Origin of the sequence: Aeromicrobium erythreum, from assembly GCF_001509405.1 — a bacterium.
GTDB lineage: Bacteria > Actinomycetota > Actinomycetes > Propionibacteriales > Nocardioidaceae > Aeromicrobium > Aeromicrobium erythreum.
In genome coordinates this window covers 2,115,044-2,139,618 of sequence record NZ_CP011502.1, presented here as the reverse complement: position 1 = coordinate 2,139,618, position 24,575 = coordinate 2,115,044, and the positions used below count along the sequence as shown (strand labels likewise).

The window sequence follows — 24,575 nt, the reverse complement described above, 5'->3', positions numbered from 1 at the left end:
GGAGAATGGACCCATGAGCGTGCCGAACCAGGGAAAGCTGGCCAAGGAGATCAACGAGACCATCCGCTACACGATGTGGTCGGTCTTCAAGCTCGAGCGGGTGCTCGGGGACGCCGACCGTGCCGCGGAGGCCGCCGAGGTCGACGACCTGGTGAAGCGTCTGGCCGACGAGGACGTCGTGGTCCGCGGCTTCTACGACGTCAGCGGCATGCGCGCCGACGCCGACCTCATGGTCTGGTGGCACGCGTCGTCGGCCGACGCGCTGCAGGCCGCCTACAACGCGTTCCGGCGGACCGCGCTGGGCTCGCGGATGGCGCCCGTGTGGTCGCAGACCGCCCTGCACCGTCCTGCGGAGTTCAACAAGTCGCACGTGCCCGCGTTCATGGCCGACGAGACCGTGCGCGACTGGGTCTGCGTGTACCCGTTCGTCCGCTCCTACGAGTGGTACCTGCTGCCCGATGAGGAGCGTCGCGCGATGCTCAAGGAGCACGGCATGCAGGCCCGCCCCTACCCCGACGTCCGCGCCAACACGGTCGCGTCGTTCGCGCTCGGCGACTACGAGTGGATCCTGGCGTTCGAGGCCGACGAGCTGCACCGCATCGTCGACCTCATGCGCGACCTGCGCGCCAGCACCGCCCGCCGCCACGTGCGCGAGGAGATCCCGTTCTACACCGGCCGCCGCCACGACCCGGCCGACCTCACCGCGCTCTGGCCCTGATCGGGGATTCCCAGGTCGACCTGGGAATCTTCAGCGAGGCACGGAAATCTCAGCCACGCACGGAGAGCAAGCCGTGCGTGGCTGAGATTTCCGGGTCGACCTGGGTTGTCTCCCCGCAGGGCACGGGAAGCTCAGCAAGGCACGGGAAGTGCACCGCGCGTAGCAGCGATTCCGAGGTCGACCTCGGAAGCTCCAGCGAGGCACGGAAATCTCAGCCACGCACGGGAAGCAAGCCATGCGTGGCGCGGATTCCCAGGTCCACCTGGGAATCTCCCACCGATTGCCGAGGGGTCAGACGGGGACCTGGGTGAGGCTGATGCCGTTGATGCAGAACCGCTGGTCGGTGGGGGTGGGGAAGCCCTCGCCCTCGAACACGTGGCCGAGGTGGGAGCCGCAGGTGGCGCAGCGGACCTCGACGCGACGCATGCCCATCGAGCGGTCCTCGATGTACTCGACGCGGTCCTCCGCGAGCGGGGCGTAGAAGGCAGGCCAGCCGCAGTGCGCGTCGAACTTGGTGTCGCTGCGGAACAGCTCGGAGCCGCACGCGCGGCAGGCGTACACGGCCTCCGTCGGGTCCGTCTCGAAGGGGGAGCTGAACGGCCGCTCGGTGCCGGCCTCGCGGAGCACGTGGTACTCGGCGGCGCTCAGCTCGGCGCGCCACTCCTCGTTGGACTTCTCGACGTCGTAGCTGGTCTTGCCCGCCTGGTCGCTCATGTCTCCAGCCTACGTTCAGGTGCAAGAGACCACCTGTTCACACGGGTGTGGGAGGAACGTCCTCGTGGGAGTGACGAGGACGGTGGCGACGGGTCTGCTGGTGACCGCGACGGCGGGGGCGGCCGCGGCGTGGGGGGCGCGGGCGGTGCTGCAGCACCAGGCCGCGCTCGCGCGCGCGGCGATCGGCAAGCCGCTCGGCGAGGACGCACCCCTTGCCGACCGCGTCTACAAGAAGCGGCACGGCGGCACCATCGACCTGCTCGTGCTGGGCGACTCGATCGCCGCGGGGCTGGGTGCCGACGGACCGCGGGGCACGCTCGGTGCGCGGCTCGCCCGGCAGGTGTCCAAGCGCACCGAGCGCGCCGTGCGCCTGCGCACCGCCGCCGTGGTCGGGTCCGAGAGCAGCCGGCTGGCCGAGCAGCTCGCGTCGCTGCCGCCCGACTACGCGCCCGACGTCGCGGTCGTCGTCGTGGGCGGCAACGACGTGACGCACCGGGTGCCGGTGGTCGAGTCGGTGAGCCACCTCGAGGCGTGCGTCTCGGCGCTGCGAGGTCGTGGCACCGCGGTGGTCGTCGGCACGTGCCCCGACCTCGGCGCCCTCACCCCCGTGCCGCAGCCCCTGCGCGCCCTCGGGTCGCGGGCCTCGCGCCAGCTCGCGGCCGCCCAGCAGGAGGCGGCCCTGCGCCACGGTGCCTACGTCGTCTCGCTCGCCGACGTCGTCGGGCCGTTCTTCATCACGAACCCCGACGAGATGTTCAGCCTCGACCGCTTCCACCCCAGCTCGCTCGGCTACAAGCGGACCGCGCAGGCCATGCTGCCGTCGGTGCTCGCGGCGCTGGGGGAGCGCGACGAGGTGCCGTTCGGCCACCTCGCCCCCGACCTCACGCTCGTGCCGGACGGCCGGGTCAGCGTCCCTGCCGCACCCACCGCGTGAGCAGCGTGCCGTCGACGTCGACGGCGTGCGCCAGCCGCAGCGGCACCTCCGCCGACTCGCCGCCGGTGGAGATGCGCTGACCGTCGCCGGCCACGAGGACGGGGGAGACGGTCAGGCACAGCTCGTCGACCAGGTCGAGCGCCGTGAGGCCGGCGAACAACGACGGGCCGCCCTCGCACAGCACCCGCTGCAGGCCGCGACGGCCGAGCTCGGCGAGCGCCGCCGGCCAGTCGACCTCGTCCTCGCCGGTGAGCAGCACTTCCACGCCCGCGCCCTCGAGCGCCACCACCTGCTCCTCGTCGGCGGCTCCTGGCGCGATGACGAGCACGCCCGGGACCTTCAACCGGTCGGGCACGTCGAGGCTGCGGCTGACGAGCGCGAGCAAGCCGTCGTCGATGGGTCCGTAGTCCTCAGACCGCGCGGTGCCGGCCGACACGAGCACGACGTCGCACAGCTCGCGCAGGAGCCCGAACACGGCCTGGTCGGCGTCGGTGCCGAGCGACCCCGACCGCCCGTCGGCCCCCTCCGCCGAGCCGTCGACGCTGCTGACGAAGTTGACCCGCACCCAGGCGCGGCCCTCCTCGAGGTCGGGGTACTCGTACAGTGCACGGTCGATCGTCGGCGTGGCCATGACGCCCACCCTAGGTACGGTGGCGCCATGTCGCAGAGCCTGAGCAGCACGCTGTCCGCCGTCAGCAGCCTCGCCGAGGTCGACTCCCGCTCGACCCCCGGCTTCGACGGCGACAAGGCGGCCGGCAAGGCCGCGCTCGCCGAGCTCGGCACCGAGCTGGCCGACCTGCAGGAGCGTCTGCACGCGCACGGCACGACGGGCGACCCGCGCTCCGTCCTGGTCGTGCTGCAGGGCATGGACACCTCGGGCAAGGGCGGCACGATCGAGAAGGTCGTCGGTCTGGTCAGCCCGCTCGGGGTCCGCATCGCCTCCTTCAAGAAGCCGACGCCCGAGGAGCTCGCCCACGACTTCCTGTGGCGGGTCGAGCGACGGTTGCCGTCGGCCGGCGAGCTCGGCGTCTTCGACCGCTCCCACTACGAGGACGTGCTCATCGGGCGCGTGCGCCGGCTGGCCGACGTCGACGAGGTCGAGCGACGCTACGACGCGATCAACGCCTTCGAGCGCCGGTACGTCGAGTCCGGCGGCACGGTCCTCAAGTGCCTGCTGCACATCAGTCCCGACGACCAGGCCGCTCGACTCCTCGCCCGGCTCGACGACCCGACGAAGCACTGGAAGTTCAACCCGGGCGACATCGACGAGCGTGAGCTGTGGGACGACTACCAGGACGCGTACGACCTGGTGCTCCAGCGGACGTCGACCGACGTCGCCCCGTGGCACGTCGTGCCCAGCGGACGCAAGTGGTACCGCAACTGGGCGGTCGGCCGGCTGCTCCTGGAGCACCTGCGCGCGCTGGACCTGACCTGGCCCGAGGCCGACTACGACGTCGACGAGCAGCGCGCCCGGCTCGCTGCGTCGAGCTGACGTCAGCCCCGGCGCAGCAGCCGGGCGAGGGCCGGAGCCAGCAGCAGCACCAGCAGCAGCCGGAGCAGCTGGACGGCCGTCACGAAGGTGACGTTGCCGCCGGTGGAGGTCGACGTCGCGAGCACGGCGTAGAGGCCGCCGGGCGTCGTGGCCAGGTACGCGTCGAGGCGGCTCGTCCCGGTCGCCGCCGCGAGGGCGAGTCCCAGGCCCGCGCAGGTGACCATGGTGAGCGCGATGGAGACGGCGGCGGTCGGGAGCATCCGCGCGATCGACCGCAGGCTCTCCAGCGTGAACCGCAGCCCGACCTGGACGCCGATCGCGAGGTACCCGAGACCCTCCACCCAGGTCGGCACGACCGCGTCGGTGAACCCCGGCACGGCGTGCAGCGCCGCCGCGGTGACCACGGGGCCGAGGATGGCCGGCGACGGGAGGTGCGCGACGCGCCCCAGCAGCAGCCCCGAGCCGACGGCGAGGGCGCAGTAGAGCAGGTCGCGGCCACTGCCGAGGACGAACCCGCCGGAGGCTGCACCACCGCGCTCGTGGAAGACGAGCCCGACCACGAGCGGCAGGCTGAACAGCACCACGAGGACGCGCAGGTACTGCAGCACGGTGACGACCCGGTCGTCGGCGCCGAGGTCGCGGGAGAGGGCCGTCATGCCCGACGCGCCGCCTGCGATCGAGGCGAAGGCAGCCGTCACGGGGGTCACACCCCGGTGCAGACGCAGCAGCTGCCCCGCCAGGACGCTCACGACGATCGTCGAGGCCGAGGCCGCCACGACCACGGGCCACGACCAGCCGAGCGACGTGAACGTCCCCCAGTCGACCGAGGCGCCGACGATCGTGCCGACGACGCCCTGGCCCGTGAGAGAGACCCAGCGGGGTGCGTCCAGCGGTCGGGGCGCGAGCCGGCCCGGGGCGAGCAGTGCGTACACGAGGGCGCCGAGCAGTCCGCCGAAGAGGAGTGCCGACGGCACCTGGGCGAGCTCGAGCGCCGTCGACGCGACGACGACGAGGATCCCGAGACGCAACCAGGCCCGCACCCGGGGAACGCTAGTCCCCGGGGTGCGGGCCCGGTGCGCCGGAGGGTCCGGCGGTGGGTCGTGCGGTGTCGTACCAGTGCCGGGGGGTGCTCAGGCGAAGAGCGCGTCCAGCGAGACCAGCTCGACGGCCCCGACCGCGTAGCGGGCCAGGATGACCTCGGCCACCTCGTCCGAGACGCCCAGTGGCTCGGCGACGGCGACGGCGCCGGCCTCGTACGCCAGCTCCTTCACCCGGTCGGGCAGGAAGCCCGGTGCGAGCATCAGCTGACCGACCGCGATGTTGCGGCGACCGTCGGCGCGGTGCGCCCGCACGGCCTCGCCCGCGGCGGGCGGCGCGCTCGACGCGAACGCAGCGATCGTCGGCAGCTTATGGTGCGCGCCCCAGGCGCGGGCGGCCCGGGCGATGGTGGCGTTCGCGACCGCGTCGGACGAGCCGGCACCCGCGAGCACCAGGGCGTCGAGCTCGCGCACCCGGTTCTCGCGCAGCACCTCGCGCAGCCGACGGTCGAGCACGTGGAAGAACGCGTTCTCGATGCCGAGGACGTCGGTCACCTCGATCTGCAGCCCCTCGTGACGGGAGCGGGCCGCCTTCGCGGCCTCCGGCACGTCGACCTTGGCGTGGTAGGCCTCGGTGAGCAGCAGGGGGACGAGGACGATCTCGCTGTGACCCTCGGCGACCAGACGGTCGACGACGGCGTCGAGGTCGGGCTCGGAGTGGTCGAGGAACGCGGTGGCCACCCGGAGGTCGGGACGCATGCACGCCACGCGCTCCGTCAGGGCAGTGATGGTCTCGGCGGACCGCGGGTCGCGGCTGCCGTGCGCCAGGGCGATCAACGCTGGTGCAGTCATGCTGTCCTCCTTCCAGAGGGGTCGGTGGTGCTGGTGTGGGTGGGGGAGAGGAGTCCGATGGAGCCGAGGCGGAAGGCGCGCAGACAGCTGCGGCACTCCCACTCGCCGTGGGTCTCGCCGTGCGGACGCAGGTCCTCGTCGGCGCAGTACGGACAGTGGAACGGTGTCGCCCTCATCGCAGGACCTCCTCGTCGGCGCGGGCGACCCAGTGCGCGAACGACTCGTCGGCGTCGCGCTGCTCCAGGAACGTGCGCGACAGCTTCTCGACGTAGTCGGGCAGCTGCTCGCCGGTCACCTTGTGGGCGCGGAGCTTGCGGCCGAAGCCGGCCTCCAGCCCGAGGGCACCGCCGAGGTGCACCTGGAAGCCCTCCACCTGGTCGCCGTTCTCGTCGAGCACGAGCTGGCCCTTGAGGCCGATGTCGGCCGTCTGGATGCGGGCGCAGGAGTTCGGGCAGCCGTTCACGTTGACCGTGATCGGGGCGTCGAGCTCGGGAACGCGCTTCTCCAGCTCACCGATGAGGTCGGCCGCGCGGGCCTTCGTCTCCACGATGGCGAGCTTGCAGTACTCGATGCCGGTGCAGGCCATCGTGTTGCGACGCCACTGCGACGGCCGCGCGTGCAGGCCCAGCTCGGCCAGCGCCTCGACGAGCGACTCGACGCGGTCCTCCTCGACGTCGAGCACGACGAGCTTCTGCATGGGCGTGGTGGCGACGCGGTCGGAGCCGTGCGCCTCGACGACGTCGGCCACCCGGTTCAGCAGCGTGCCGGAGATGCGACCGACCGTCGCGGCGACGCCCACGTAGTAGCGGCCGTCCTTCTGGCGGTGCACGCCCACGTGGTCGACGGGCGTGGCCGGCACCTCGGGGGCGTCGAGGTCGACGAGGGTGCGCTCGAGGTACTCGGTCTCCAGCACCTCGCGGAACTTCTCGATGCCCCAGTCGGCCACGAGGAACTTGAGGCGGGCGCGGGAGCGGAGCCGGCGGTAACCGTAGTCGCGGAAGATGCTGACGACGCCCTCCCACACCTCCGGCACCTCGTCGATCGGCACCCAGACCCCGACCCGCTGGGCGAGCATCGGGTTGGTGGACAGCCCGCCGCCGACCCACAGGTCGAAGCCGGGTCCGTGCGCGGGGTGCTCGGCGCCGATGAAGGCGATGTCGTTGATCTGCGGGACAACGTCGTGCCCAGGGTGTCCGCTGATCGCCGACTTGAACTTGCGCGGCAGGTTCGAGAAGGCGCGGTCGCCGATGTAGCGGCTCTCGACGGCCTCGATGGCCGGGCGGGCGTCGATGATCTCGTCGGCGCTGATGCCCGCGACGGGCGAGCCGAGGATGACGCGCGGGCAGTCGCCGCAGGCCTCCTGCGTCGACAGGCCGACACCCTCGAGCCGCTCCCAGATCGTGGGCATGTCGCGCACGTCGATCCAGTGGTACTGGACGTTCTGGCGGTCGGTGAGGTCGGCGCTGTCGCGCGCGAACTCCACGGAGATGTCGGCGATGGTGCGCAGCTGCGCGAGGTTCAGCTGTCCGCCGTCGATCCGCACGCGGAGCATGAAGTAGCGGTCGTCGAGCTCCTCCGGCTCGAGCGTCGCGGTCTTGCCGCCGTCGATCCCGGCCTTGCGCTGCGTGTACAGCCCCCACCAGCGGAAGCGTCCACGCAGGTCGCCGGGGTCGATGCTGTCGAAGCCGCGGTGCGCGTAGATGTTCTCGATGCGGGCGCGGACGTTCAGCGGGTTGTCGTCCTTCTTGGACTGCTCGTTCGCGTTGAGCGGCTCGCGGTAGCCCAACGCCCACTGGCCCTCGCCGCGACGGCGGCGGGCCGGACGGGAGGGGGGCGTGGTGGTGCTCGACGTCATGGGAGTCCTCGGGGAGGACGCGCGACGGCCGGTCGGGGACGGACGGGCGTCGCGCGTCGCGGCAGGTGGGTGCGGGCGCGGTGGGTCAGCGACACGCCATGGTGCGCGCACGACCGAGGTCGACGTGGAGACGTCCCACGAGCCAGAGCGGGTGCGCGATCAGCATGCGGACAGTGTTGCCAGCCCGTGGACGCCCCACAACTGCAGATCTCACCATGTGGTCCCTGCGTCCACATGATGGGATCAGCGCATCGAAACCGGTGCGAACGCGGGCAGTGGCGTGACCGGGGTCACTCGGCGTGCGGCGACACCCACGAGACGACGAAGGTGCCCAGCAGGCCGCCCAGCAGGGCTCCGACGGCCACGACCAGCGCCAGCGGCCACGCCACGACGCCGGCGGTCGCCAGTCCCAGGACGGCGGCGGGCTGGGCCGCGGCGGCCAGGCCGACGCCGAGCAGGCCCCCGGCGGAGACGGGACCGACCACCTGCCAGGCGGGGCTTGCGGGGTCGCCGGCGAGCGTCGCCCACCCCGTGAGCAGGCCGACGACGGCCGCGAGGACGCCCCCGGCCAGCAGCGTCGGATCGTCCCAGACCAACCTCCCGCCGGGCAGGTCGAGGGCGGTGACGGCCGCCCCGGCCGCGACCGCACCCACGACCTGGGCGGCGACCACGGGCAGGGCGCCCGCAGCGGACGCGCGTCCGACCAGGGCGAGTGCCGTCAGCTGCACGGGACCGGCGAGGGCGACTCCCGAGCCGGTCGGCCCGTCGTGGAAGCGCGCGAGCCATGCCGTCGCCACCGCGACGGCAGCGACGGCGGCCACGGCCGTCGTCGCGTCGGTGGCCCGCAACGCCCATGCCGCGACCGCCGTCGTCAGGGCCGAGGCCACCGCGGCCAGCGCGAGCGGCTTCACCGGGCCGTCCCCGTCACGCGACGCACCGAGGTCGCGAGGCACCTCGTGCCTGCCCCCGCGTCGAGGGCGACGAGCGGGATCGCCCGGGTCGAGGGTGCGCGGCGGAAGGGATGCATGTCGATACCGTAGGGGCATGGCGGCTGAACGGGTAGGACGCCCGGCGGCCGTGGACCGGCTGGCGCGAGTCACGGCACGCACCGTCTCCCGCTGCATCCAGCACCGGGTCACCGGCCTCGCGGCCGAGGCGGCGTTCTTCGCGATCCTGTCGCTGCCGCCGCTGGTGTTCGGGCTCGCCGGCACGATCGGGTTCGTCGCCGAGCGCTACGACGTCGCCCAGGTCGACGTGCTGAAGGACCGGGTGCTCGAGCTCTCGTCCCAGGCGCTCACGCAGGGCACCGTCGACCAGGTCATCGCGCCCACCCTCGACGAGGTGCTGAGGTCCGGGCGCATCGACGTCGTCTCCATCGGGTTCGTGCTCGCGCTGTGGTCGGGCTCGCGGGCCCTCAACGTCTTCCTCGACACCATCTCCATCCTCTACGGGCTCGGCGGCGTGCGCGGCATCGTCAAGACGAGGGCGCTGTCGTTCTCGCTGTACGTCGTCGCCCTCGCGATCGCGATCGTCGTCGTGCCGCTCGTGCTCGCCGGTCCGGAGGTCGCGGCGTCGGTCGTGCCCTCGCAGCTGGCCGTGCTGCAGCCGCTGTACTGGCCGGCGGTGCTGCTCGTCTCGGTCGGCTTCCTCGCGTCGCTCTACCACCTGGCCGTCCCGGTCAAGGTGTCGTGGAGGTCCGGGCTGCCGGGTGCGTTCTTCACGATGGGGCTGTGGATCGGCGGCAGCCTGCTCGTGCGGTGGGCGCTCGGCTTCTCCACCGGTGGCACCTCCATCTACGGTCCGCTCGCCGCGCCCATCGCCGTCCTGCTGTGGCTGTACGTCATCTCCATCGCCGTGCTCATCGGCGCTGCGATCAACGCCTCCTTCGACGAGGACCGCCACCCCCGTCCCGACCGCTAGAATCGTCGCCCGTGAAGAAGATGCGGAAGGTCGCGGCCCTCGTCGTGGTGCTGCTCGGGGTCGCAGCGCTGCTCTTCGCGCTGCGTTCGTGCAGCCCCGACGACGACGGCGGGTCCGGCTCCAGCGCCGACCCGACACCGTCGGCGTCGGCCAGCCCGTCGCTCGCGCCGACCAAGATGACCACCACGCGGATCGAGCAGTCGATCAAGACCCGTCTGGACCAGAACGCCGGTCAGCCGACCCGCGTCGAGTGCCCCGACCGGGTGCTGCAGAAGATCGGCACGGCCTTCGACTGCCAGGTGTTCTTCGCCAACCAGCCGAACACGGCGGCCGTCGCGGTCGCGGCGGTCAAGATCGACGGCCCCGACGGCCACTTCACCTGGAACTCCAAGCCCGTGTCGCAGGGGGAGTGACGTGGGCGCGTCGAAGAAGGTCCTGGCCGCGCTCGTGCTGACCGTCCTCGTGCTCGCCGGCGGCGTGTTCGGGCTGCGGTCGTGGCTCGGGACCGACGGCACCGAGGGGGACGACCAGCGAGCCGCGGGGGAGCGGGTCGTGCCGACGCGTTCGCCGGCGGCCGAGCCGGCCGCCTCCGCGTCGCCGTCGCCCTCGGCTACCCCCTCCCCGTCGGCGAGCCCGTCGCCGTCGGCCTCGCCGACCCCCTCCGCGTCGCCCACCCCGACCCGGTCGACGGCTCCGCGCCCCGCCCGACCCGCGCCCGCTGCTTCGCGGACGGTCCGGTCGACGGCTGCGGTGTCGGCGCAGGTGAAGGCCTCGCTCGACGCCCAGGGTCGTCCCACGGTGGTCTCGTGCCCCCGATCGGTCCCGGCAGCGGTCGGCACGCGGTTCAGCTGCGCCGTCGCCTACGCGGCGCAGCCGTCGGTGGTCGTGGCCGACGCGATCGTGCGGATCACGTCGGCCGACGGCACCTTCACCTGGCGCTCCGTCTCGCGCACCTGACGTCGCTCCGGTTGCGGTACTGGCAGACGCACCTAGATTGGAACTACGCCGGGTCCGGCCGTCGGCTTGCGCAGCTCGACGGCCGCCCGGCGGTATCGCGTCAGGACGGGCCCGGGCCTCGAGCGGGACGCAGCAACGACGCAGGCACCCAGTTCGCCACCAGCGCGCCCGTCGGCAGCAGCATGACCACGTACGCCCACCAGCCGTCGTCGCGGCGCTGCCAGGTGACGAGCAGGCCGGGGTAGGGCCGCAGGTCGACCTGGCGCGCGGACGGCGCCACCCACACGTGACGCGCGCGCTCGACCGACGACGCCTCCGGCGACGGCCTGGCTGCCGTGGAGCGCGGCGTGTGGTGGGGGTGGGCGCTCACCCGGACGATGGTAGTCGAACACGTGGTCGAATGCTCTGCGGACCGGGTCGTCCTCGAGATGCGAATGCGGCAGACCTGCGTACCGTCAGGTGTACCGGTTCGGTGAGTGTCCCGGACCGGGCCAGCCTCACACCAGCCCCGCATCTCGCATGTCGGTGTGACGACGAGCGGCCCCGCCAGTGGTGGGGCCGCTGTCGTGCGGAGCGCGATGCCGCCGTCTCGGGCGTGCTGCCGCGACCGGGGCCGACGTACGCTCCCCGCATGAGGCGTCGTCTGGTCGCGGTCGCGGTGGTCCCCCTGCTGCTCCTGACGGCCTGCGGCGGGTCCGACGGCGGGTCCGCGCCGATCGCCACGGAGCCGGGGCCGGCGGAGTCGGCGTCGGGTGCGCAGGGTGAGGCGCTCGAGCAGGCCGTCGTCCGCTACGTCGACGCCTTCCACGGCGGTCGCGCCGACGACGCGTACGCGTCCCTGTCCGCGCGGTGCCGTCAGGAGCTGCCGTTCGCCGAGTTCCAGCGGATGACGCGCCAAGCCACCGAGCTCGACGGTGACGACCCCCTGCGCGACGTCGAGGTGACGGCCGACGGCGCGCGCGGTTCGGTGTCGTACGAGCTCGACGTCGAGTCGTTGTCGCAGCGGGACCAGCCCTGGGTCCGCGAGGACGGCACCTGGCGCAACGACGACTGCTGAGTCCCGTCGCAGGCGAAGGGCCGGGACGGCTCGGGGCGCGACGGCTCCCCGCGTCACGCCCCGAGTCGGTCAGCGTCGCCCCTGGCCGACGCGCTCCCGTGCCGACGCCTCGTGCGCCAGAGGCGCACCGACCGACGTCGACCTCTTGTACCCAACCAGAGGTCCCGGAGGGCCGCACTCCCATTCCCGGGACCCTGCCGGTCGGCGTCGGTCCTGTCGTCGTCGCGACACGCCGGATGAACATTGTGCGGTTTCGTCCCGCAACGACCCGGGGACCTCTACATTGAGCGCCGGCCCGGTCCGCAGCGCATGGCGGCCGGATCTGGCGGTGGGTCCGATTCCCGAGGTCGAGCCCGTCGTCTGATGAGGCCCGCGCGGCGTCCGGTGGTCCTCGTCGCCGCGCGGGCCCATCTCCTCTCGCTCTGACCGCTTGTCGACACGTGGTGGAGATCACATCGCAGACGGACTCGCACGCCGCGTGGGACCAGGCCATGGGGGAAGGCAGTACACAGCACCGTCGGGTTCAACCCAGGAGCCCCGAGTGCGAGCGGCTGGGGCGGCTTCGGCCGAAGCGCCCTGGCTGCGCTCGGGGGCCGCTTGCGCAGCGATCAGCCCGGTCGCGGCTCGTCCACGAGGACCATGCCGAGGGACCTTGGCGCCGTCTCGACGAACCCCATCGAGGCGTACAGGCGGCGCCCGGGCGCGTCGGCCATGAGTGTCACGTACGGGTCGGGCGGGGCTCCCTCGGCGATCTGCGCGAGGAGGTCGGTCAGGACCAGACGCCCCAGGCCGCGGCCCTGGTGCTCCGGCAGGGTCGCCATGTCGGCGACGTGGAAGTACCAGCCGCCGTCGCCGATGACGCGACCCATGGCCACGGCCCGTCCCTCGTGCTCGACGACACTCCATGCCCAGCTGCCCGCCAGCGCGCCCTCGCCCTGGGTCGCGGACCTCGGGGTCAGCCCGGACGTGGTCCGCAGGCGCAGGTAGTCCTCGAGCGTCGGGGGCGTCCTCAGCACCTGGTCACCGGGCGTCGTCATCGCACCGACGGTAGACGAGCGCGCGACGCCGTCCCGCAGGAACCCGGGGAGCCGGCCACCAACGACGAGACGCTGCCCACGCTCTCGGGGAGATGAGAGTCGTCGACAGCGTCTCGCGGGCCCAGCTCCTCGTGAAGCAGGCGCAATGTCGTGGATCGTTCCTTGGGAGAGTGGATCAGCGACGGCACGAGGCTAGCGGCCTGGCGGGCGGCTCGACCACGTCTTCGGCCATGCCGAATCTCACCCCTGATCCGACCCATCCACAACGTGTCGGGCGACGAAGATTGCGGTCAGAGACTGCGCCCTCCTGGGCGAGGATCGCACCTCGTGAGCGACTCGCCGTCCGTCCCTTCTCGTGCCGGTCCTGTCTGGTCGCCGTGGCGGTCCATCGTCGCGTTCGCCCTCGTCAGCCTGGCTGCCGACATGGTCTACGAGGGGATGCGGTCCCTCGCTGGCCCCCTGCTCGGCGAGCTCGGGGCCTCGGCGCTGACCGTCGGTGTCATCACCGGCGCTGGGGAGGCGGTGGCGCTGGTGCTGCGCCTCCTGACGGGCACCTGGGCCGACCGCAGCCAGAGGCACTGGGCCCTCACGGTCGTCGGGTACGGGATGACTGCGGTCTGCGTTCCGCTGCTGGCGGTGACGCCCTTCCTCGGCACGGCCGGGCTCGCCGTGGCAGCCACGCTGATCCTGCTCGAGCGCACGGGGAAGGCGGTGCGGAGCCCGGCCAAGTCGGCGCTGCTGGCACGCATGGCCTCCGGCACGGGTCGGGGCAAGGGCTTCGGCGTCCACAAGGCGCTCGACCAAGTCGGGGCGTTCGCCGGCCCGCTGCTGCTGGCGGCCATCGCGGCCGCGACAGGGATGCTGTGGCCCGGCTTCGCCGTGCTCGCCGTGCCCGGAGTGCTCTCGATGCTGCTGCTCGCCCAGCTGCGCCGCCGGGCGCCGATCGTCGTCCAGCCCGACGTGGAGGAGGCCGACGGAGTGTTGGCGGCTCGCAGCACGAGGTCCGTCGGCGTCCGTGTCCTGGGCCTGGACCTGCCCGTCGCGTTCCACGTCTTCTCTGCAGCCGTCGCGCTGACGACGGCGGGGCTGACGACGTTCGGAGTGATCTCCTACCGGCTCGTCTAGGACGACGTGGTCGACGTCGCGGCCGTGCCGCTCGTGTACGCGTTGGCGATGGCGACAGGAGCGGTCACTGCCCTGGTCAGCGGTTCGTTCTTCGACCGGGTCGGGCCGCGTGTGCTCCTCGTCGTGCCGCCGCTCGTCGCCCTCGTCTCGCCGCTGGTCTTCGCCGACCACCTCGCGGTGGTGGTGCTCGGCATCGTGTGCTGGGGCGCCGCCTTCGGGGTGCAGGACTCCGCCGTCAAGGCGCACGTGGCCGACCTCGTGCCGGCCAGCCGAGGTGCCAGCGGGTACGGAGTCTTCGCGGCGGTCCAGGGCATCGGGGCGCTGGTGGGCGGCGTCGTCGCGGGTGCGCTCGTGGAGGACCACGTCGTCGGCTTCGCGATCGGCGTCGCGGTGGTCCAGGCCGTCGCGCTCGCCATGCTCGCGCGCTCGGTCCGGCACGCCTCGCCCCGACCGTGATCGTGCGGAACCGCGCAAGGACTGGAGCGACCGGGGCTAGCGACACCATCGAGGTCACCATGGAACTCCCGCTCGAGGCCGGTCGGGGCGGGACTCCTCCCGGCTCTGAGCAGGTCAACCGTCGGGCGGTTGCCAGCGCCCTTCCTTCTCAAAATCGGGTTGAACCGGGAGGGTCGATGAGTCGGCGTTGTAGTGCTGGCTCACCGTTGCTACGTAGTCGCGCAGCAGTCGCTCGAGTTCGGGTAGTTCAGAGTTCACGGACTCCATGTGCTCTGCGGTGATGTCCTTTTGCATGATCATGGCGAGTTCTGCCAGGAGGCTGATCTTTACGTCAAGCCGGTCGGCGCCCTCCACAGACCAGGAAGGGCCCTGGATGCGTAGAGCGAGAACGGCGTTGCGAAACCTGTCCCGTGTCCGGTTGAACTCACTGATCGCCTCGGAGAAGCCTTGAGGTGCCTGTCGATACTGCTGCTTCAGGTGAATGCCGTGGAGAAGCGATCGAATCATCCCAGCGGTGTCGCGGCCGAGCGTGACGGTGTCGACCACTCTCTGGCGCGCCGCGGCCTCTTCGGCTTCTTTCGCCTGTCGATCGGCGCTTCCGCGAAGCGTGCGCTGGTTGAGCCACCATCCAAGGACAATGCCGAGTGGCCCGAACAACCACGGTGCGATCTGCTCCATGTCGCAAACCCTAGGTCTGCGTTCTGACGCTGCGGCTGGGAGTCGGGCTCGCGCGCGCGGCCGGCAAGTGGCCGAGCGGGGAACACAGAACCGCGCGAGGTTCGGAGTTTCTGGCTGTGGGCGGCAGTTGGACGTGAGCACGGTGCTATTCCGTGCCAGGGATCAGCTCGGTGCAGGTCGGCTCAGGTACCCCCGTCGTGTCGGGACGGAGAGCGTCACAGGAGCTATAGGGGGCATGGTCGATCGCGCGTCCGGGCACATGTGGGGCGTCTGTTCTGACGTGCGGTGGCAGCCTCCGTCGCGCAGGATCCGGACATGACCTTATTGACGACCGCGGTCTCCTCAGGAGACCGCGGCTTCTCGGGCGCCGCCGGCGTCGCCATCATCGTCGTAGCGGCTGTCGTGGTGCTTGTCCTTCGCAGCCGCCGGAAGTAGTCGGTGGCCCATCGCGCGGACACGAGGGTCCACGGCCGTCGACAGCATCCTGGTGGCGCCCACCGACGACGTGCCGGGAGTGGTTCGCCGCGAGGGGATGTGGTGTTCGGCGCCGACGCCATACAGACACAGGTGCGTTGACCGACCGAGCGCGGTCGCCGTCTGAAGCCCCACCCACAGCCCGAGCGGCACGATCCTTGCCACGTCTCGGTAGGTCCTGAAGCGTGGTTCATCCTCGGGCAGACCCACGAAGATCCCGCCAAAGGGGCCGAGGGCCAGGTGACCTCCTCCGATCGTTGCCTCACGCCTGCCGCTGCTCCCGGCCATGCACGGAACCACGCCGAGATCTTTGACTGGTGCGGTGTCGTCGGCGGATCGAGGGAACTCGCCGCGCTGCTGTCTGCTTGCTCGGATCGTCGAGGAGAGTCGCCGCTACGAGCGGGGGTCGATGTTGGCGCGGTATCGACGCACTCCCCAGGCGATGAGAGCGAAGCCCACGGCGATGCCGGTCCACGTGGGCCATCCCGGTTGCCGGCCCACCGTGGAGCCCGCCCAGATCTGCATCATCCAGAAGAGGATCGAGCAAGCGCCCAGGGCGATCTCCGACCGGGCCTGTGATCTCAACCTCTTGCGTCGCCAGCGGGGCGACTCGTCGGGGCTGCGTTTCATGCTGGAACGGTCTCAGACCGGGCGGCCGGCTGCACGGCGCAGTCGAGTGCCGAGTGCCTCCGACCCGCGTGCGCAGACTCCCGCCGCACGGATACCGCGCGAGTACTGGTGGCTACCACGAGAAGAGCCCCGGAATCTTTGGGATTCCGGGGCTTCTTGGTGGTGGGCGATACTGGGTTTGAACCAGTGACCTCTTCCGTGTCAGGGAAGCGCGCTACCGCTGCGCCAATCGCCCGTGGGTGGTGCTGTTCTGTTGGGGGATCGAGGTGGGTACGGGATTTGAACCCGTGTACACGGATTTGCAGTCCGTTGCCTCGCCTCTCGGCCAACCCACCGCTGGATGGGTATGGGGACCCTCTCCGAGCGGACAACGAGATTCGAACTCGCGACCCTCACCTTGGCAAGGTGATGCTCTACCACTGAGCTATGTCCGCATTCGCACCGTTCCCGGCGCGAGATGAAACATTAGTACATGCCCCTGCGGCGGCCAAACAGGGGGGTCCGGGCGGGCGCGTTAGGGTGGGGCCATGCGTGCCTGGCTGAACGGAAAACTGCTGGAATCACCGGACGAACCGGCCCTCAGCGTGCTCGACCACGGGCTCGTCGTGGGCGACGGCGTGTTCGAGACCGTCGCCGTCGACGACGGGCAGCCGTTCGCCCTCACGCGCCACCTCGACCGGCTCGCGCGCTCCGCCGAAGGGCTCGGCATCGGCCGGCCCGACCTCGGCCTCCTGCGCGAGGGGATCGACGCCACCCTGGACGGCCAGGACCTCCCCTTCGGACGGGTGCGGATCACCGTCACGTCGGGTCGGGGTCCGCTCGGCTCGCCCCGCGGCGACCACGGGCTCACCCACGTCGTCGTCACCGAGCCGGCCCAGAAGCCGCCGAGGGTCGCCACGATCATCACGGTGCCGTGGCCCCGCAACGAGCGCGGCGCGCTGTCGGGCCTCAAGACCACGTCCTACGCCGAGAACGCCAGGATGGTCGAGGCGGCGCGCGCCGCGGGCGCGTCGGAGGCGGTCATGCCGAACACCCAGGGCCACCTGTGCGAGGGCACGGGCTCGAACATCATGTACGTCCTCGACGGCACCCTCGTCACCCCCACGCTCGCGTCGGGCTGCCTGGCCGGTATCACCCGGGCGCTGGCGCTCGAGTGGCTCGCCGACGAGCTCGACGTCGTGGAGCGTGACGCGCCGATCGAGGTGCTCGCCGACGCCGAGGAGGTCGTCCTCGTCGGCACGACGCGCGACATCCAGGCCATCTCGCACGTCGACGGACGACCCGTCGCCGCGGCTCCCGGGCCCGTCACGCAGCGTGCGCAGGCCATCTGGGCGCGGGAGGCCGCGAAGACGTCGGACCCGTAGCTCGACCTCGAGACGGGGTGGAGTAAGGTTCTGACGTCCCCGGGCGATTGGCGCAGTGGTAGCGCGCTTCGTTCACACCGAAGAGGTCACTGGTTCGAACCCAGTATCGCCCACCGACACGCAGGCCCCCGGCTCTCGAGCCGGGGGCCTCGTCATTCGCTGCGCACTCCCTACGATGGCCGGCATGTCGATCGAGAGCGCCCGCGCCCACCTCGCCCGCTTCGGACGCGACGGCGACGTCGTCGAGACGTCCGGGTCGAGCGCGACGGTCGAGCTGGCGGCCGCGGAGCTCGGTGTCGAGCCGGCGCGCATCGCGAAGACCCTCGGCTTCTACGGACGTGAGCCGGGCACCAGCATCCTCGTCGTCGCCGCGGGCGACGCACGGGTCGACAACGCGGCCTTCAAGGCGACGTTCGGCCTCAAGGCGCGCATGCTCAAGGCCGACGACGTCGAGGCGCTCACGGGCCACCCTGCGGGCGGTGTGTGTCCGTTCGCCAACCCCGACGGAGCGGCCGTGCACCTCGACGAGTCGCTGCGTCGTTTCCCGTCGGTCTACCCGGCCGTCGGCAACGCGGCGTCGGCCATCGAGCTCACGCCCGACGAGCTCGAGGTCGTCGCCGAACCCGTCGGCTGGGTGAGCGTGACGAAGCAGCCCCCTCCCGCAGGCTGAGGCCGCGACCCGGGGCAGGGGAGCGTCAGGTGGTCTCGGCCGTGCCGAGCGGGTCGAGGCGCACCCACCCGCGGTCGGTGTGACGCTCGAGGCGCAGCCCGCGGCCCTCGCCGGGGGTGGGAGCCTCGAACGGTCGGCTCGAGCGCCAGGCGACGGCCGCCTGGTCGTGCTCCAGCGTCTCCTCGGCGACGACGTCGCCGTCCTCCGTGGTCAGTCGGTACTCAGCCATGGGACCACCGTGCCGTGGAACGCGACGACGTGCGAGCCGAGGTCACCCGCGACCGAACAGCAGCCGGAACCTCGACGCCCGCACCGACACGACCGGACGCCGTCCTGCGAGCAGCGACAACGGGCCCGAGAACGTCCACGACGTGCGCAGCAGCTGCGCGCGGAGGCGTCCGCGCACGGACGTGACGACGGATCGCCCGCCCCGACGCTGCACCACGCGGAAGGCGAGCGGCCAACGACCCGGCAGGCCCACCGTCCGCGCGACCTCGACGCTCGCGAGGCCGTCGCCGCGGTGCCGACGTCCCGGCTCGACATCGAAGCGGGCGAGGTCCTTCGGGATGGCCCACAGCGCGCGCCCACCGTCGCGCGACGCCTCGCTGTCGACCCAGATCCATGGGATCCACACGCGCGGTCGCACGCCGCGGCGCACGAGCACGGTGGCCATGACCTCGTCGTAGACGAGTGGGCTCGGCTCCTCGTACCGGAAGAAGGCGGCGGTCACGACCGCCCGCCCCGCCACGGAGACGACACGGGTGCCGGGCGGCGGCGCCGGCAGCGACCGGACGGGCACGAGGAACACCGACGCGACCGCCTGGCCGTGCAGGTCCCACGGCTCGGGGGGATAGCTCACGCCCACGCGAAGTCCTCGACGTCGAGCGAGCGCACCCGGCGGTGGTACGGGTACGTCGACCCGGGCCAGTTCGACGTGATGCGACCCGACGGGTGGCGGTACCAGCTGTCGCAGCTGCCCCAGACCGACTTCTCCAGCCGCTCCTGCACCTGCCGGTCGTAGGCGGCCTCGACCTCGGGGCGCACGTCGACCGTGGCGTGGGCGCCCTCGCGCATCCGGTCGAGCACCTGACGCATGTGCCGGGCCTGCGCCTCGAGCATGTAGATGATCGACCCGCCGCCGAGGTTCGTGTTCGGGCCGTAGGAGACGAACAGGTTCGGGAAGCCGGGCACGTACATGCCGAGGTGGGCGTGCGCGCCGTCGACCCAGCGCTTGGCGAGGGCCTCGCCGTCCACGCCGCGCACGTCGATCGTGTCGAGGAAGTCCTGGGCGGCGAAGCCGGTGCCGTAGACGATGACGTCGGCCGGGTGCACGGTGCCGTCGGCGGTCTCGAGCCCTTCGGGGACGACCCGCACGATGCGTTCGGCGACGACGTCGACGTGGTCGCGCTCCAGCGTCGGGTAGAACGTGTTGGAGAACAGGATCCGCTTGCAGCCGATCGGGTAGTCGGGCGTGAGGACCTCGCGCAGGCGCGGGTCGCGCACCTGCCGGTGCAGGTGCGCGAGGGCCACGCGCTTCTCGATGGCGCCGACGACCGTGCCCTCGTCGAGACCTCGCGAGAACTGCTCGCCGAACGTCCACCACAGCGGGCGCTCGAGCCGGATCCCCGGCCGCCACCAGCGGGGGAGCGGCCCGTCGGGCTTGGGCAGGATGTAGTTCGGCGAGCGCTGGAATAGCGTCAGCTCGCCGGCCACGTCGGCCAGGTGCGGCACGTACTGGATGGCGCTCGCGCCGACGCCGACCGCGGCGACCCGCTTCCCGCGCAGGTCGAGGTCGTGGTCCCAGCGCGCCGAGTGGAACGCGTCGCCCTCGAAGTCGTCGATGCCGGGGATGGAGGGCAGCCGTGGCTCCGACAGCTGCCCCACGGCGCTCACGAGCACCTGCACCCGCTCGAGCGAGCCGTCGGCGAAGCCGACCTCCCACTGCTGGTCGGTCTCGTGCCAGTGCGCCGAGACGACCTCGCGACGCAGCTGCACGAGCGGCGTGATGCCGAGGTCGTCGGCCGTGCGCCGCAGGTAGGCGTGGATCTCGGGCTGCAGCGCGTACCGGCGCGACCACTCGGTGTTCACGGCGAAGGAGAACGAGTACAGCGGCGAGGGGACGTCGCAGCCGGCGCCGGGGTAGGTGTTGTCGCGCCACACGCCGCCGACGTCGTCGCCGCGCTCCCACAGCCGTACGTCGGCGTGGCCGTGCTGCAGGAGCTCGGCCGCCACGGCGATGCCGCCGAAGCCCGAGCCGATGATGCCGACGGACGTCATGAGCCCTCCAGGACGTGGACGAGGTGGGTGGTGAGCAGGTCGAGGACGTCGTCGCGCGTCAGCGTGCCCCGCTGGAGCCACTCGCGGCACAGCGCCTTCACGTACGCGGCCGAGGCCCGCAGCCGGGCCCGCAGCACGGGGGAGTCGGGGAGCCCGACGGCGTCGAGCACGAGACGGGCGGCGCGGTCGTCGGCCTCGTCGACCACGACCTGCAGGTCGGACTCCCCGTGCAGCTCGGCGGCGCCGGACGCCGCGACCCAGGCCTGCCCGTACGTCTGCGCGGCGTCGAGGATCCAGTCCATCGTCACGCGCACGCGCTCGGAGAGCGTTAGGTGCAGCAGGTCCGGCAGCTCCGTCTCGGGCATGAGCGTGGAGTCGCGCATGACGGCGAGGAAGATCTCGCGCTTCGACCCGAAGTAGTGGTGCAGGAGCCCGCGGGTGACGCCGGCGGCACGCGCCAGCTCGGCGAGGGAGACGTCGTCGTAGGCGCGCTCGGCGTAGAGCGTGCGCGCGGCCTCGACGATCTGGCGGCGCCGGGCGTCGGGCTCGAGACGGGTGCGGGAGACGGCGGTCACAGGACGAGTGAACAACGCTATTGGCAAAGTGTCAACAAGCGGGTACGGTGCCAGGCATGAAGCACTACGACGTCCTGGTGGTCGGCTCCGGGTTCGGCGGCAGCGTGACCGCGCTCAGGCTCACCGAGAAGGGGTACTCCGTCGGGGTCATGGAGGCCGGTCGACGCTTCGCCGACGACGAGCTGCCCGAGACGTCGTGGCGTCTGCGTCGCTACCTGTGGGCCCCGTGGGCGCGCTGCTTCGGCATCATGCGCATCACGCCGCTCAAGGACGTCCTCATCGCGAGCGGCACCGGCGTCGGCGGCGGCTCCCTGGTGTACGCGAACACGCTCTACCAGCCGCTCGACGGCTTCTACGACGACCCGCAGTGGGCGCACGTCACCGACTGGCGCGACGAGCTCGCCGCGCACTACGACCAGGCCCGCCGCATGCTCGGCGTCGCGACCTACCCGCGCACGACCCTGCCCGACCGGCTGATGGCGGAGGTCGCCGAGGGGCTCGGCGTCGGCGACACGGTCCACGCCGCCGACGTCGGCGTGCTGTTCGGCGACCGTCCCGGCGAGGAGGTCGACGACCCGTACTTCGGCGGCGCCGGGCCCACGCGCCGCACCTGCACCGACTGCGGCGCGTGCATGACCGGCTGCCGGCACAACGCCAAGAACACGCTCGTGAAGAACTACCTGCACCTGGCCGAGCGGGGCGGCGCCCAGGTCCACCCGCTCACCACGGTGACCGACGTGCGTCCGCGGCGCGGTGGTGGCTACGTCGTGCACACCCGACGCACGGGCAACCGGCTGCGCCGTCGTCGCTTCAGCGCCGACCAGGTGGTCTTCGCGGGCAACGCGCTCAACACGCAGGACCTGCTGCACCGGCTCCGCCGTCGCTCGCTGCCGGGGATCTCCGAGCGGCTGGGCGAGCTGAGCCGCACGAACTCCGAGGCGGTGCTCTCGGCCCGCGCGAGCGCCAAGGACGCCGACGTCACGCCCGGCGTCGCGATCACCTCGTCGTTCCACCCCGACCCGCAGACGCACGTCGAGCCCGTCCGCTACGGCCGGGGCTCGGGCGCGCTGAGCCTGATGAACATGGCGCTGGCCGACCACCGCGGCGGCGGCTCGCAGCTGCGCAAGGTGCTGCGCGGCTACCGCGGCCTCGGGCTGCGCGGCACGCTGCGCCTGCACGACCCGCGCCGCTGGGCCGAGCAGTCGGTCGTGGTGCTCGTCATGCAGTCGCTCGACAACTCCGTCACGACGTTCCTCAAGCGCGGTCCGTTCGGCCTCAGGATGAGCAGCCGGCAGGGCACGGGCGCGCCGAACCCGTCGCACATCCCCGTGGCCGACCACGTCGCCCGCGAGATCGCCGACAAGCTCGACGGCGTGCCCGGCGGCTCCGTCGGCGAGCTCGTCGGCATCCCGCTCACGGCCCACTTCATCGGGGGCTGTCCGATCGGCACCACGCCGCAGGAGGGGGTCATCGACCCCTACCAGCGGCTGTTCGGGCACGAGGGCCTGCACGTCGCGGACGGCTCGGCCATCAGCGCGAATCTCGGGGTCAACCCGTCGCTCACGATCACGGCCCAGGCGGAACGGGCGATGTCGTTCTGGCCCAACCGCGGCGAGCCCGACCCGCGTCCGCCGCTGGGCTCGACGTACCGCCGGATCGACGCCGTCGCCCCGCACCGGCCCGTCGTGCCGGAGGGCGCGCCGGGCGCCCTCCTCCTGCCGATGCCGCGCCTGCGCGTCGGGGCCTCCTGACGCCTCGCCGAGGTCGGGTCAGTCGGGGACGCCCCAGGTGTACGTCTGCTTGACCAGCTTCAGGTAGGTGAACGTCTCGGTGCTGACGACGTCGTCGCGGGCGCGGATGTTCTCCGACAGCACCTGCAGCAGGTGCTCGTCGGTCTCGCAGACGAGCTCGAGGATGATGTCGAACGAGCCCGCTGTGATGACCACGTAGTCGACCTCGGGGATCTCGGCGAGGCTCTCGGCGAGCGGCTCCAGCGGACCCTTGCCGCGGATGCCGATGAGCGCCTCCCGCGCGAAGCCGAGCTGCATCGGGTCGGTGACCGCGACGATGTTGATGACGCCGGAGTCCGTCAGCTTCTGCACGCGCTGGCGCACGGCGGCCTCCGAGAGCCCGACCTCCTTGCCGATGGCCGCGTACGACATGCGGCCGTCGACCTGCAGCAGCGCGATGATGCGCTTGGCGACCTCGTCGAGCACCGGCGCGCTCACGGTGTCGCCTCGGCGACGGAGGGGGACTGGCGAACGTTCATGCGGAGATCTTGGCCCACGCCTCCGTCAGCACGCTACGCAGCACCTGCTCGATCTCGTCGAACTGGGCCTGCCCGGCCACCAGGGGCGGCGCCAGCTGGACCACCGGGTCGCCCCGGTCGTCGGCGCGGCAGTAGAGGCCGGCGTCGAGCAGCGCGTGCGACATGAATCCGCGCAGGAGCCGGTCGCACTCCTCTGGCGTGAAGGTCTCCTTCGTGTCCTTGTCCTTCACCAGCTCGATCCCGTAGAAGAAGCCGTCGCCGCGCACGTCGCCGACGATCGGCAGGTCGCCCAGCCGCTCCAGGGTGCTGCGGAAGGCGCCCTCCGTGGACCGCACGTGCTGCAGCAGGCCCTCGCGCTCGAAGAGGTCGAGGTTGGCCAGGGCCACGGCGCAGGAGACGGGGTGCCCGCCGAACGTGTACCCGTGCGCGAACATCTCGCCGGTGCGCTGGAAGGGCTCGGCGATGCGGTCGCTGACGATCGTCGCGCCGAGGGGGGAGTAGCCCGACGTCAGCCCCTTCGCGCAGGTGATCATGTCGGGCACGTAGCCGTAGCGCTCGGCCCCGAACGTGGTGCCGAGACGTCCGAAGGCGCAGATCACCTCGTCGGAGACCAGCAGCACGTCGTGGCGGTCGCAGATCTCGCGCACCCGCTGGAAGTAGCCGGGCGGCGGCGGGAAGCACCCGCCGGCGTTCTGCACCGGCTCCAGGAACACGGCGGCGACCGTCTCGGGACCCTCGGCCTCGATGGCCACCTCGATCTGGTCGGCGGCCCAGCGCCCGAAGGCCTCGAGGTCGTCGGCGTGCTGCGGGGCCCGGTAGTGGTTGGTGTTGGGCACCCGGAACGTCGACGGCACGAGCGGCTCGAACTGCTGCTTCAGCGTCGGGAGACCCGTGATGGAGAGCGCCCCGTGCGTGGTGCCGTGGTAGGCCACCGAACGGCTGATCACCTTGTGCTTCATCGGTTTGCCGACGAGCTTGAAGTAGTTCTTCGCCAGCTTCCACGCCGTCTCCACGGCCTCCCCGCCGCCGCTGGAGAAGAACACGCGGTTCAGGTCGCCGGGCGCCAGCGACGCGATCCGCTCCGCGAGGTCGATGGCCGTGGGGTGCGCGTACGACCAGAGCGGGAAGAACGCGAGGTCCTGCGCCTGGCGTGCCGCCGCCTCGGCGAGCTCACGCCGACCATGGCCGGCCTGCACGACGAAGAGACCGGCGAGGCCGTCGAGATACCGCCGGCCCCGGTCGTCCCAGACGTAACAACCCTCGCCCCGCACGATCACGGGCACGTCGGCGGCGTCGGCGTCCTTCAGGGGCGCGAAGTGCATCCAGAGGTGGTCGCGTGCGGCCTTCTGGCGTCGCGCGAGCTGCTCGTCGATGCCGGGGGCGCGGTGGGGGTCGAGCGTGGGGTGGGTCATGGTTCCTCCGATCACTGCGAGTATTCGCGACGGAATGCGTCGAATGCAAGGGTCGAGGCGACTGAACACGTA

Annotated in this window: 29 protein-coding genes and 4 tRNA genes; 13 read left to right on the top strand and 20 right to left on the bottom strand. The window is 71.8% G+C overall.

Annotation, left to right across the window (positions count from 1 at the left end):
- Positions 1-13: 13 nt before the first annotated feature.
- A complete protein-coding gene (hemQ, locus tag Aeryth_RS10090) occupies positions 14-718 on the top strand; it encodes a hydrogen peroxide-dependent heme synthase (RefSeq protein WP_067858038.1) in 705 nt (234 codons plus the stop codon).
- Between the two features lie 291 nt (positions 719-1,009).
- Here hemQ and msrB read toward each other — a convergent pair whose 3' ends face one another.
- Positions 1,010-1,432, bottom strand: coding sequence for a peptide-methionine (R)-S-oxide reductase MsrB (gene msrB / locus Aeryth_RS10085; RefSeq protein ID WP_067858035.1), 423 nt, complete (start codon positions 1,430-1,432; stop codon positions 1,010-1,012).
- A gap of 64 nt (positions 1,433-1,496) precedes the next feature.
- On the opposite strand from msrB, the gene Aeryth_RS10080 reads away from it, so the two are divergent.
- Positions 1,497-2,366: an SGNH/GDSL hydrolase family protein gene (locus tag Aeryth_RS10080; protein WP_236749710.1), complete on the top strand. Its 870-nt coding sequence runs from the start codon at positions 1,497-1,499 to the stop codon at positions 2,364-2,366.
- Here the strand turns inward: Aeryth_RS10080 and Aeryth_RS10075 are convergent.
- The gene (locus Aeryth_RS10075; RefSeq protein ID WP_067858032.1) at positions 2,338-2,997 is read right to left on the bottom strand and encodes a dihydrofolate reductase family protein; all 660 of its coding nucleotides are present in this window, start codon (positions 2,995-2,997) and stop codon (positions 2,338-2,340) included. The two genes, Aeryth_RS10080 and Aeryth_RS10075, sit on opposite strands and share 29 nt — an antisense overlap.
- A gap of 27 nt (positions 2,998-3,024) precedes the next feature.
- Between Aeryth_RS10075 and Aeryth_RS10070 the strand changes: the two genes are divergently transcribed.
- Complete coding sequence (locus Aeryth_RS10070) at positions 3,025-3,858, top strand: PPK2 family polyphosphate kinase (protein ID WP_067858029.1); 834 nt, start codon at positions 3,025-3,027, stop codon at positions 3,856-3,858.
- A 2-nt stretch (positions 3,859-3,860) separates the two neighbouring features.
- Here the strand turns inward: Aeryth_RS10070 and Aeryth_RS10065 are convergent, their stop codons facing one another.
- The 5 genes from Aeryth_RS10065 to Aeryth_RS10050 all read right to left on the bottom strand — a co-directional run bounded on the left by Aeryth_RS10065 (position 3,861) and on the right by Aeryth_RS10050 (position 8,513).
- The gene (locus tag Aeryth_RS10065; protein ID WP_067858026.1) at positions 3,861-4,898 is read right to left on the bottom strand and encodes an AbrB family transcriptional regulator; all 1,038 of its coding nucleotides are present in this window, start codon (positions 4,896-4,898) and stop codon (positions 3,861-3,863) included.
- 90 nt (positions 4,899-4,988) lie between these two features.
- Positions 4,989-5,747, bottom strand: coding sequence for a sirohydrochlorin chelatase (locus tag Aeryth_RS10060; RefSeq protein ID WP_067858023.1), 759 nt, complete (start codon positions 5,745-5,747; stop codon positions 4,989-4,991).
- Complete coding sequence (locus Aeryth_RS17385; RefSeq protein WP_083516385.1) at positions 5,744-5,923, bottom strand: hypothetical protein; 180 nt, start codon at positions 5,921-5,923, stop codon at positions 5,744-5,746. The genes Aeryth_RS10060 and Aeryth_RS17385 overlap by 4 nt, the downstream gene beginning before the upstream one ends.
- On the bottom strand, positions 5,920-7,602 hold the full coding sequence (locus Aeryth_RS10055) for a nitrite/sulfite reductase (RefSeq protein ID WP_067858020.1): 1,683 nt from the start codon (positions 7,600-7,602) through the stop codon (positions 5,920-5,922). The genes Aeryth_RS17385 and Aeryth_RS10055 overlap by 4 nt, the downstream gene beginning before the upstream one ends.
- Positions 7,603-7,892: 290 nt before the next feature.
- A complete protein-coding gene (locus tag Aeryth_RS10050; RefSeq protein WP_144433745.1) occupies positions 7,893-8,513 on the bottom strand; it encodes a hypothetical protein in 621 nt (206 codons plus the stop codon).
- A gap of 133 nt (positions 8,514-8,646) precedes the next feature.
- Here Aeryth_RS10050 and Aeryth_RS10045 point away from each other — a divergent pair, with 133 nt between their 5' ends.
- From Aeryth_RS10045 to Aeryth_RS17950, 3 genes are read left to right on the top strand one after another with little or no spacing between them, the layout of a single operon-like run.
- Positions 8,647-9,522 (top strand): YihY/virulence factor BrkB family protein, encoded by an 876-nt coding sequence (locus tag Aeryth_RS10045; protein ID WP_067858014.1) that lies wholly within the window; start codon positions 8,647-8,649, stop codon positions 9,520-9,522.
- Between the two features lie 11 nt (positions 9,523-9,533).
- The gene (locus Aeryth_RS10040; RefSeq protein WP_067858011.1) at positions 9,534-9,935 is read left to right on the top strand and encodes a DUF4333 domain-containing protein; all 402 of its coding nucleotides are present in this window, start codon (positions 9,534-9,536) and stop codon (positions 9,933-9,935) included.
- A gap of 1 nt (position 9,936) precedes the next feature.
- Positions 9,937-10,479 carry a DUF4333 domain-containing protein gene (locus Aeryth_RS17950; protein ID WP_067858008.1) on the top strand — a complete coding sequence of 181 codons (543 nt, stop codon included), beginning with the start codon at positions 9,937-9,939 and terminating at the stop codon, positions 10,477-10,479.
- A 100-nt stretch (positions 10,480-10,579) separates the two neighbouring features.
- Here Aeryth_RS17950 and Aeryth_RS10030 read toward each other — a convergent pair whose 3' ends face one another.
- Positions 10,580-10,849 carry a hypothetical protein gene (locus tag Aeryth_RS10030; protein WP_067858005.1) on the bottom strand — a complete coding sequence of 90 codons (270 nt, stop codon included), beginning with the start codon at positions 10,847-10,849 and terminating at the stop codon, positions 10,580-10,582.
- Positions 10,850-11,110: 261 nt separating this feature from the next.
- Here Aeryth_RS10030 and Aeryth_RS10025 point away from each other — a divergent pair, with 261 nt between their 5' ends.
- Positions 11,111-11,536, top strand: a complete 426-nt coding sequence (locus tag Aeryth_RS10025) for a hypothetical protein (RefSeq protein ID WP_067858003.1) — start codon at positions 11,111-11,113, stop codon at positions 11,534-11,536.
- Between the two features lie 608 nt (positions 11,537-12,144).
- Here the strand turns inward: Aeryth_RS10025 and Aeryth_RS10020 are convergent.
- The gene (locus Aeryth_RS10020) at positions 12,145-12,573 is read right to left on the bottom strand and encodes a GNAT family N-acetyltransferase (protein WP_067858000.1); all 429 of its coding nucleotides are present in this window, start codon (positions 12,571-12,573) and stop codon (positions 12,145-12,147) included.
- A 327-nt stretch (positions 12,574-12,900) separates the two neighbouring features.
- Here Aeryth_RS10020 and Aeryth_RS18300 point away from each other — a divergent pair, with 327 nt between their 5' ends.
- Together Aeryth_RS18300 and Aeryth_RS18295 are read left to right on the top strand one after the other, a co-directional pair.
- Positions 12,901-13,698, top strand: a complete 798-nt coding sequence (locus Aeryth_RS18300; protein ID WP_236749709.1) for an MFS transporter — start codon at positions 12,901-12,903, stop codon at positions 13,696-13,698.
- A gap of 6 nt (positions 13,699-13,704) precedes the next feature.
- Positions 13,705-14,154: an MFS transporter gene (locus Aeryth_RS18295; RefSeq protein ID WP_236749708.1), complete on the top strand. Its 450-nt coding sequence runs from the start codon at positions 13,705-13,707 to the stop codon at positions 14,152-14,154.
- A gap of 114 nt (positions 14,155-14,268) precedes the next feature.
- On the opposite strand, the gene Aeryth_RS10010 is transcribed toward Aeryth_RS18295, so the two are convergent.
- The 5 genes from Aeryth_RS10010 to Aeryth_RS09985 all read right to left on the bottom strand — a co-directional run bounded on the left by Aeryth_RS10010 (position 14,269) and on the right by Aeryth_RS09985 (position 16,370).
- Positions 14,269-14,832, bottom strand: coding sequence for a hypothetical protein (locus tag Aeryth_RS10010; RefSeq protein ID WP_067857997.1), 564 nt, complete (start codon positions 14,830-14,832; stop codon positions 14,269-14,271).
- A gap of 342 nt (positions 14,833-15,174) precedes the next feature.
- Complete coding sequence (locus Aeryth_RS10005; protein ID WP_144433744.1) at positions 15,175-15,594, bottom strand: hypothetical protein; 420 nt, start codon at positions 15,592-15,594, stop codon at positions 15,175-15,177.
- Positions 15,595-16,096: 502 nt separating this feature from the next.
- Positions 16,097-16,171 (bottom strand) — tRNA-Val (locus Aeryth_RS09995).
- 29 nt (positions 16,172-16,200) lie between these two features.
- Positions 16,201-16,271 (bottom strand) — tRNA-Cys (locus Aeryth_RS09990).
- 27 nt (positions 16,272-16,298) lie between these two features.
- Positions 16,299-16,370, bottom strand: a tRNA-Gly gene (locus Aeryth_RS09985).
- Between the two features lie 93 nt (positions 16,371-16,463).
- Here Aeryth_RS09985 and Aeryth_RS09980 point away from each other — a divergent pair.
- The 3 genes from Aeryth_RS09980 (at position 16,464) to Aeryth_RS09970 (ending at position 17,970) form a co-directional block, all read left to right on the top strand.
- Entirely contained in the window at positions 16,464-17,300 is an 837-nt protein-coding gene (locus tag Aeryth_RS09980) for an aminotransferase class IV (RefSeq protein ID WP_067857987.1), read from the top strand.
- 41 nt (positions 17,301-17,341) lie between these two features.
- Positions 17,342-17,413, top strand: a tRNA-Val gene (locus Aeryth_RS09975).
- 71 nt (positions 17,414-17,484) lie between these two features.
- On the top strand, positions 17,485-17,970 hold the full coding sequence (locus Aeryth_RS09970) for a YbaK/EbsC family protein (RefSeq protein WP_193786264.1): 486 nt from the start codon (positions 17,485-17,487) through the stop codon (positions 17,968-17,970).
- Between the two features lie 25 nt (positions 17,971-17,995).
- On the opposite strand, the gene Aeryth_RS09965 is transcribed toward Aeryth_RS09970, so the two are convergent.
- From Aeryth_RS09965 to Aeryth_RS09950, 4 genes are read right to left on the bottom strand one after another with little or no spacing between them, the layout of a single operon-like run.
- A complete protein-coding gene (locus tag Aeryth_RS09965; RefSeq protein ID WP_067857982.1) occupies positions 17,996-18,199 on the bottom strand; it encodes a hypothetical protein in 204 nt (67 codons plus the stop codon).
- Between the two features lie 42 nt (positions 18,200-18,241).
- On the bottom strand, positions 18,242-18,829 hold the full coding sequence (locus Aeryth_RS09960) for an acetoacetate decarboxylase family protein (protein ID WP_202967658.1): 588 nt from the start codon (positions 18,827-18,829) through the stop codon (positions 18,242-18,244).
- A complete protein-coding gene (locus Aeryth_RS09955; RefSeq protein WP_067857976.1) occupies positions 18,826-20,247 on the bottom strand; it encodes a flavin-containing monooxygenase in 1,422 nt (473 codons plus the stop codon). The genes Aeryth_RS09960 and Aeryth_RS09955 overlap by 4 nt, the downstream gene beginning before the upstream one ends.
- Entirely contained in the window at positions 20,244-20,822 is a 579-nt protein-coding gene (locus Aeryth_RS09950; RefSeq protein WP_067857973.1) for a TetR/AcrR family transcriptional regulator, read from the bottom strand. Before Aeryth_RS09950 ends, Aeryth_RS09955 begins: the two co-directional genes overlap by 4 nt.
- A gap of 56 nt (positions 20,823-20,878) precedes the next feature.
- Here Aeryth_RS09950 and Aeryth_RS09945 point away from each other — a divergent pair, with 56 nt between their 5' ends.
- Positions 20,879-22,573, top strand: coding sequence for an FAD-dependent oxidoreductase (locus Aeryth_RS09945; RefSeq protein ID WP_067857970.1), 1,695 nt, complete (start codon positions 20,879-20,881; stop codon positions 22,571-22,573).
- Positions 22,574-22,591: 18 nt separating this feature from the next.
- Here Aeryth_RS09945 and Aeryth_RS09940 read toward each other — a convergent pair whose 3' ends face one another.
- Both Aeryth_RS09940 and Aeryth_RS09935 read right to left on the bottom strand, forming a co-directional pair.
- A complete protein-coding gene (locus Aeryth_RS09940; RefSeq protein WP_067857968.1) occupies positions 22,592-23,050 on the bottom strand; it encodes an Lrp/AsnC family transcriptional regulator in 459 nt (152 codons plus the stop codon).
- Between the two features lie 37 nt (positions 23,051-23,087).
- The gene (locus tag Aeryth_RS09935) at positions 23,088-24,503 is read right to left on the bottom strand and encodes an aspartate aminotransferase family protein (protein ID WP_067857964.1); all 1,416 of its coding nucleotides are present in this window, start codon (positions 24,501-24,503) and stop codon (positions 23,088-23,090) included.
- Positions 24,504-24,575 lie beyond the last annotated feature (72 nt).

Coding starts and splice junctions, on each gene's coding strand:
- Aeryth_RS09945 (WP_067857970.1), top strand. CDS start 20,879: ATGAAGCACTACGACGTCCTGGTGGTCGGCTCCGGGTTCGGCGGCAGC.
- hemQ (WP_067858038.1), top strand. CDS start 14: ATGAGCGTGCCGAACCAGGGAAAGCTGGCCAAGGAGATCAACGAGACC.
- Aeryth_RS09970 (WP_193786264.1), top strand. CDS start 17,485: ATGTCGATCGAGAGCGCCCGCGCCCACCTCGCCCGCTTCGGACGCGAC.
- Aeryth_RS10055 (WP_067858020.1), bottom strand. CDS start 7,602: ATGACGTCGAGCACCACCACGCCCCCCTCCCGTCCGGCCCGCCGCCGT.
- Aeryth_RS09955 (WP_067857976.1), bottom strand. CDS start 20,247: ATGACGTCCGTCGGCATCATCGGCTCGGGCTTCGGCGGCATCGCCGTG.
- msrB (WP_067858035.1), bottom strand. CDS start 1,432: ATGAGCGACCAGGCGGGCAAGACCAGCTACGACGTCGAGAAGTCCAAC.
- Aeryth_RS10070 (WP_067858029.1), top strand. CDS start 3,025: ATGTCGCAGAGCCTGAGCAGCACGCTGTCCGCCGTCAGCAGCCTCGCC.
- Aeryth_RS10010 (WP_067857997.1), bottom strand. CDS start 14,832: ATGGAGCAGATCGCACCGTGGTTGTTCGGGCCACTCGGCATTGTCCTT.
- Aeryth_RS09935 (WP_067857964.1), bottom strand. CDS start 24,503: ATGACCCACCCCACGCTCGACCCCCACCGCGCCCCCGGCATCGACGAG.
- Aeryth_RS10020 (WP_067858000.1), bottom strand. CDS start 12,573: ATGACGACGCCCGGTGACCAGGTGCTGAGGACGCCCCCGACGCTCGAG.
- Aeryth_RS17385 (WP_083516385.1), bottom strand. CDS start 5,923: ATGAGGGCGACACCGTTCCACTGTCCGTACTGCGCCGACGAGGACCTG.
- Aeryth_RS09980 (WP_067857987.1), top strand. CDS start 16,464: ATGCGTGCCTGGCTGAACGGAAAACTGCTGGAATCACCGGACGAACCG.
- Aeryth_RS10005 (WP_144433744.1), bottom strand. CDS start 15,594: ATGGCCGGGAGCAGCGGCAGGCGTGAGGCAACGATCGGAGGAGGTCAC.
- Aeryth_RS10025 (WP_067858003.1), top strand. CDS start 11,111: ATGAGGCGTCGTCTGGTCGCGGTCGCGGTGGTCCCCCTGCTGCTCCTG.
- Aeryth_RS10045 (WP_067858014.1), top strand. CDS start 8,647: ATGGCGGCTGAACGGGTAGGACGCCCGGCGGCCGTGGACCGGCTGGCG.
- Aeryth_RS10075 (WP_067858032.1), bottom strand. CDS start 2,997: ATGGCCACGCCGACGATCGACCGTGCACTGTACGAGTACCCCGACCTC.
- Aeryth_RS10060 (WP_067858023.1), bottom strand. CDS start 5,747: ATGACTGCACCAGCGTTGATCGCCCTGGCGCACGGCAGCCGCGACCCG.
- Aeryth_RS09965 (WP_067857982.1), bottom strand. CDS start 18,199: ATGGCTGAGTACCGACTGACCACGGAGGACGGCGACGTCGTCGCCGAG.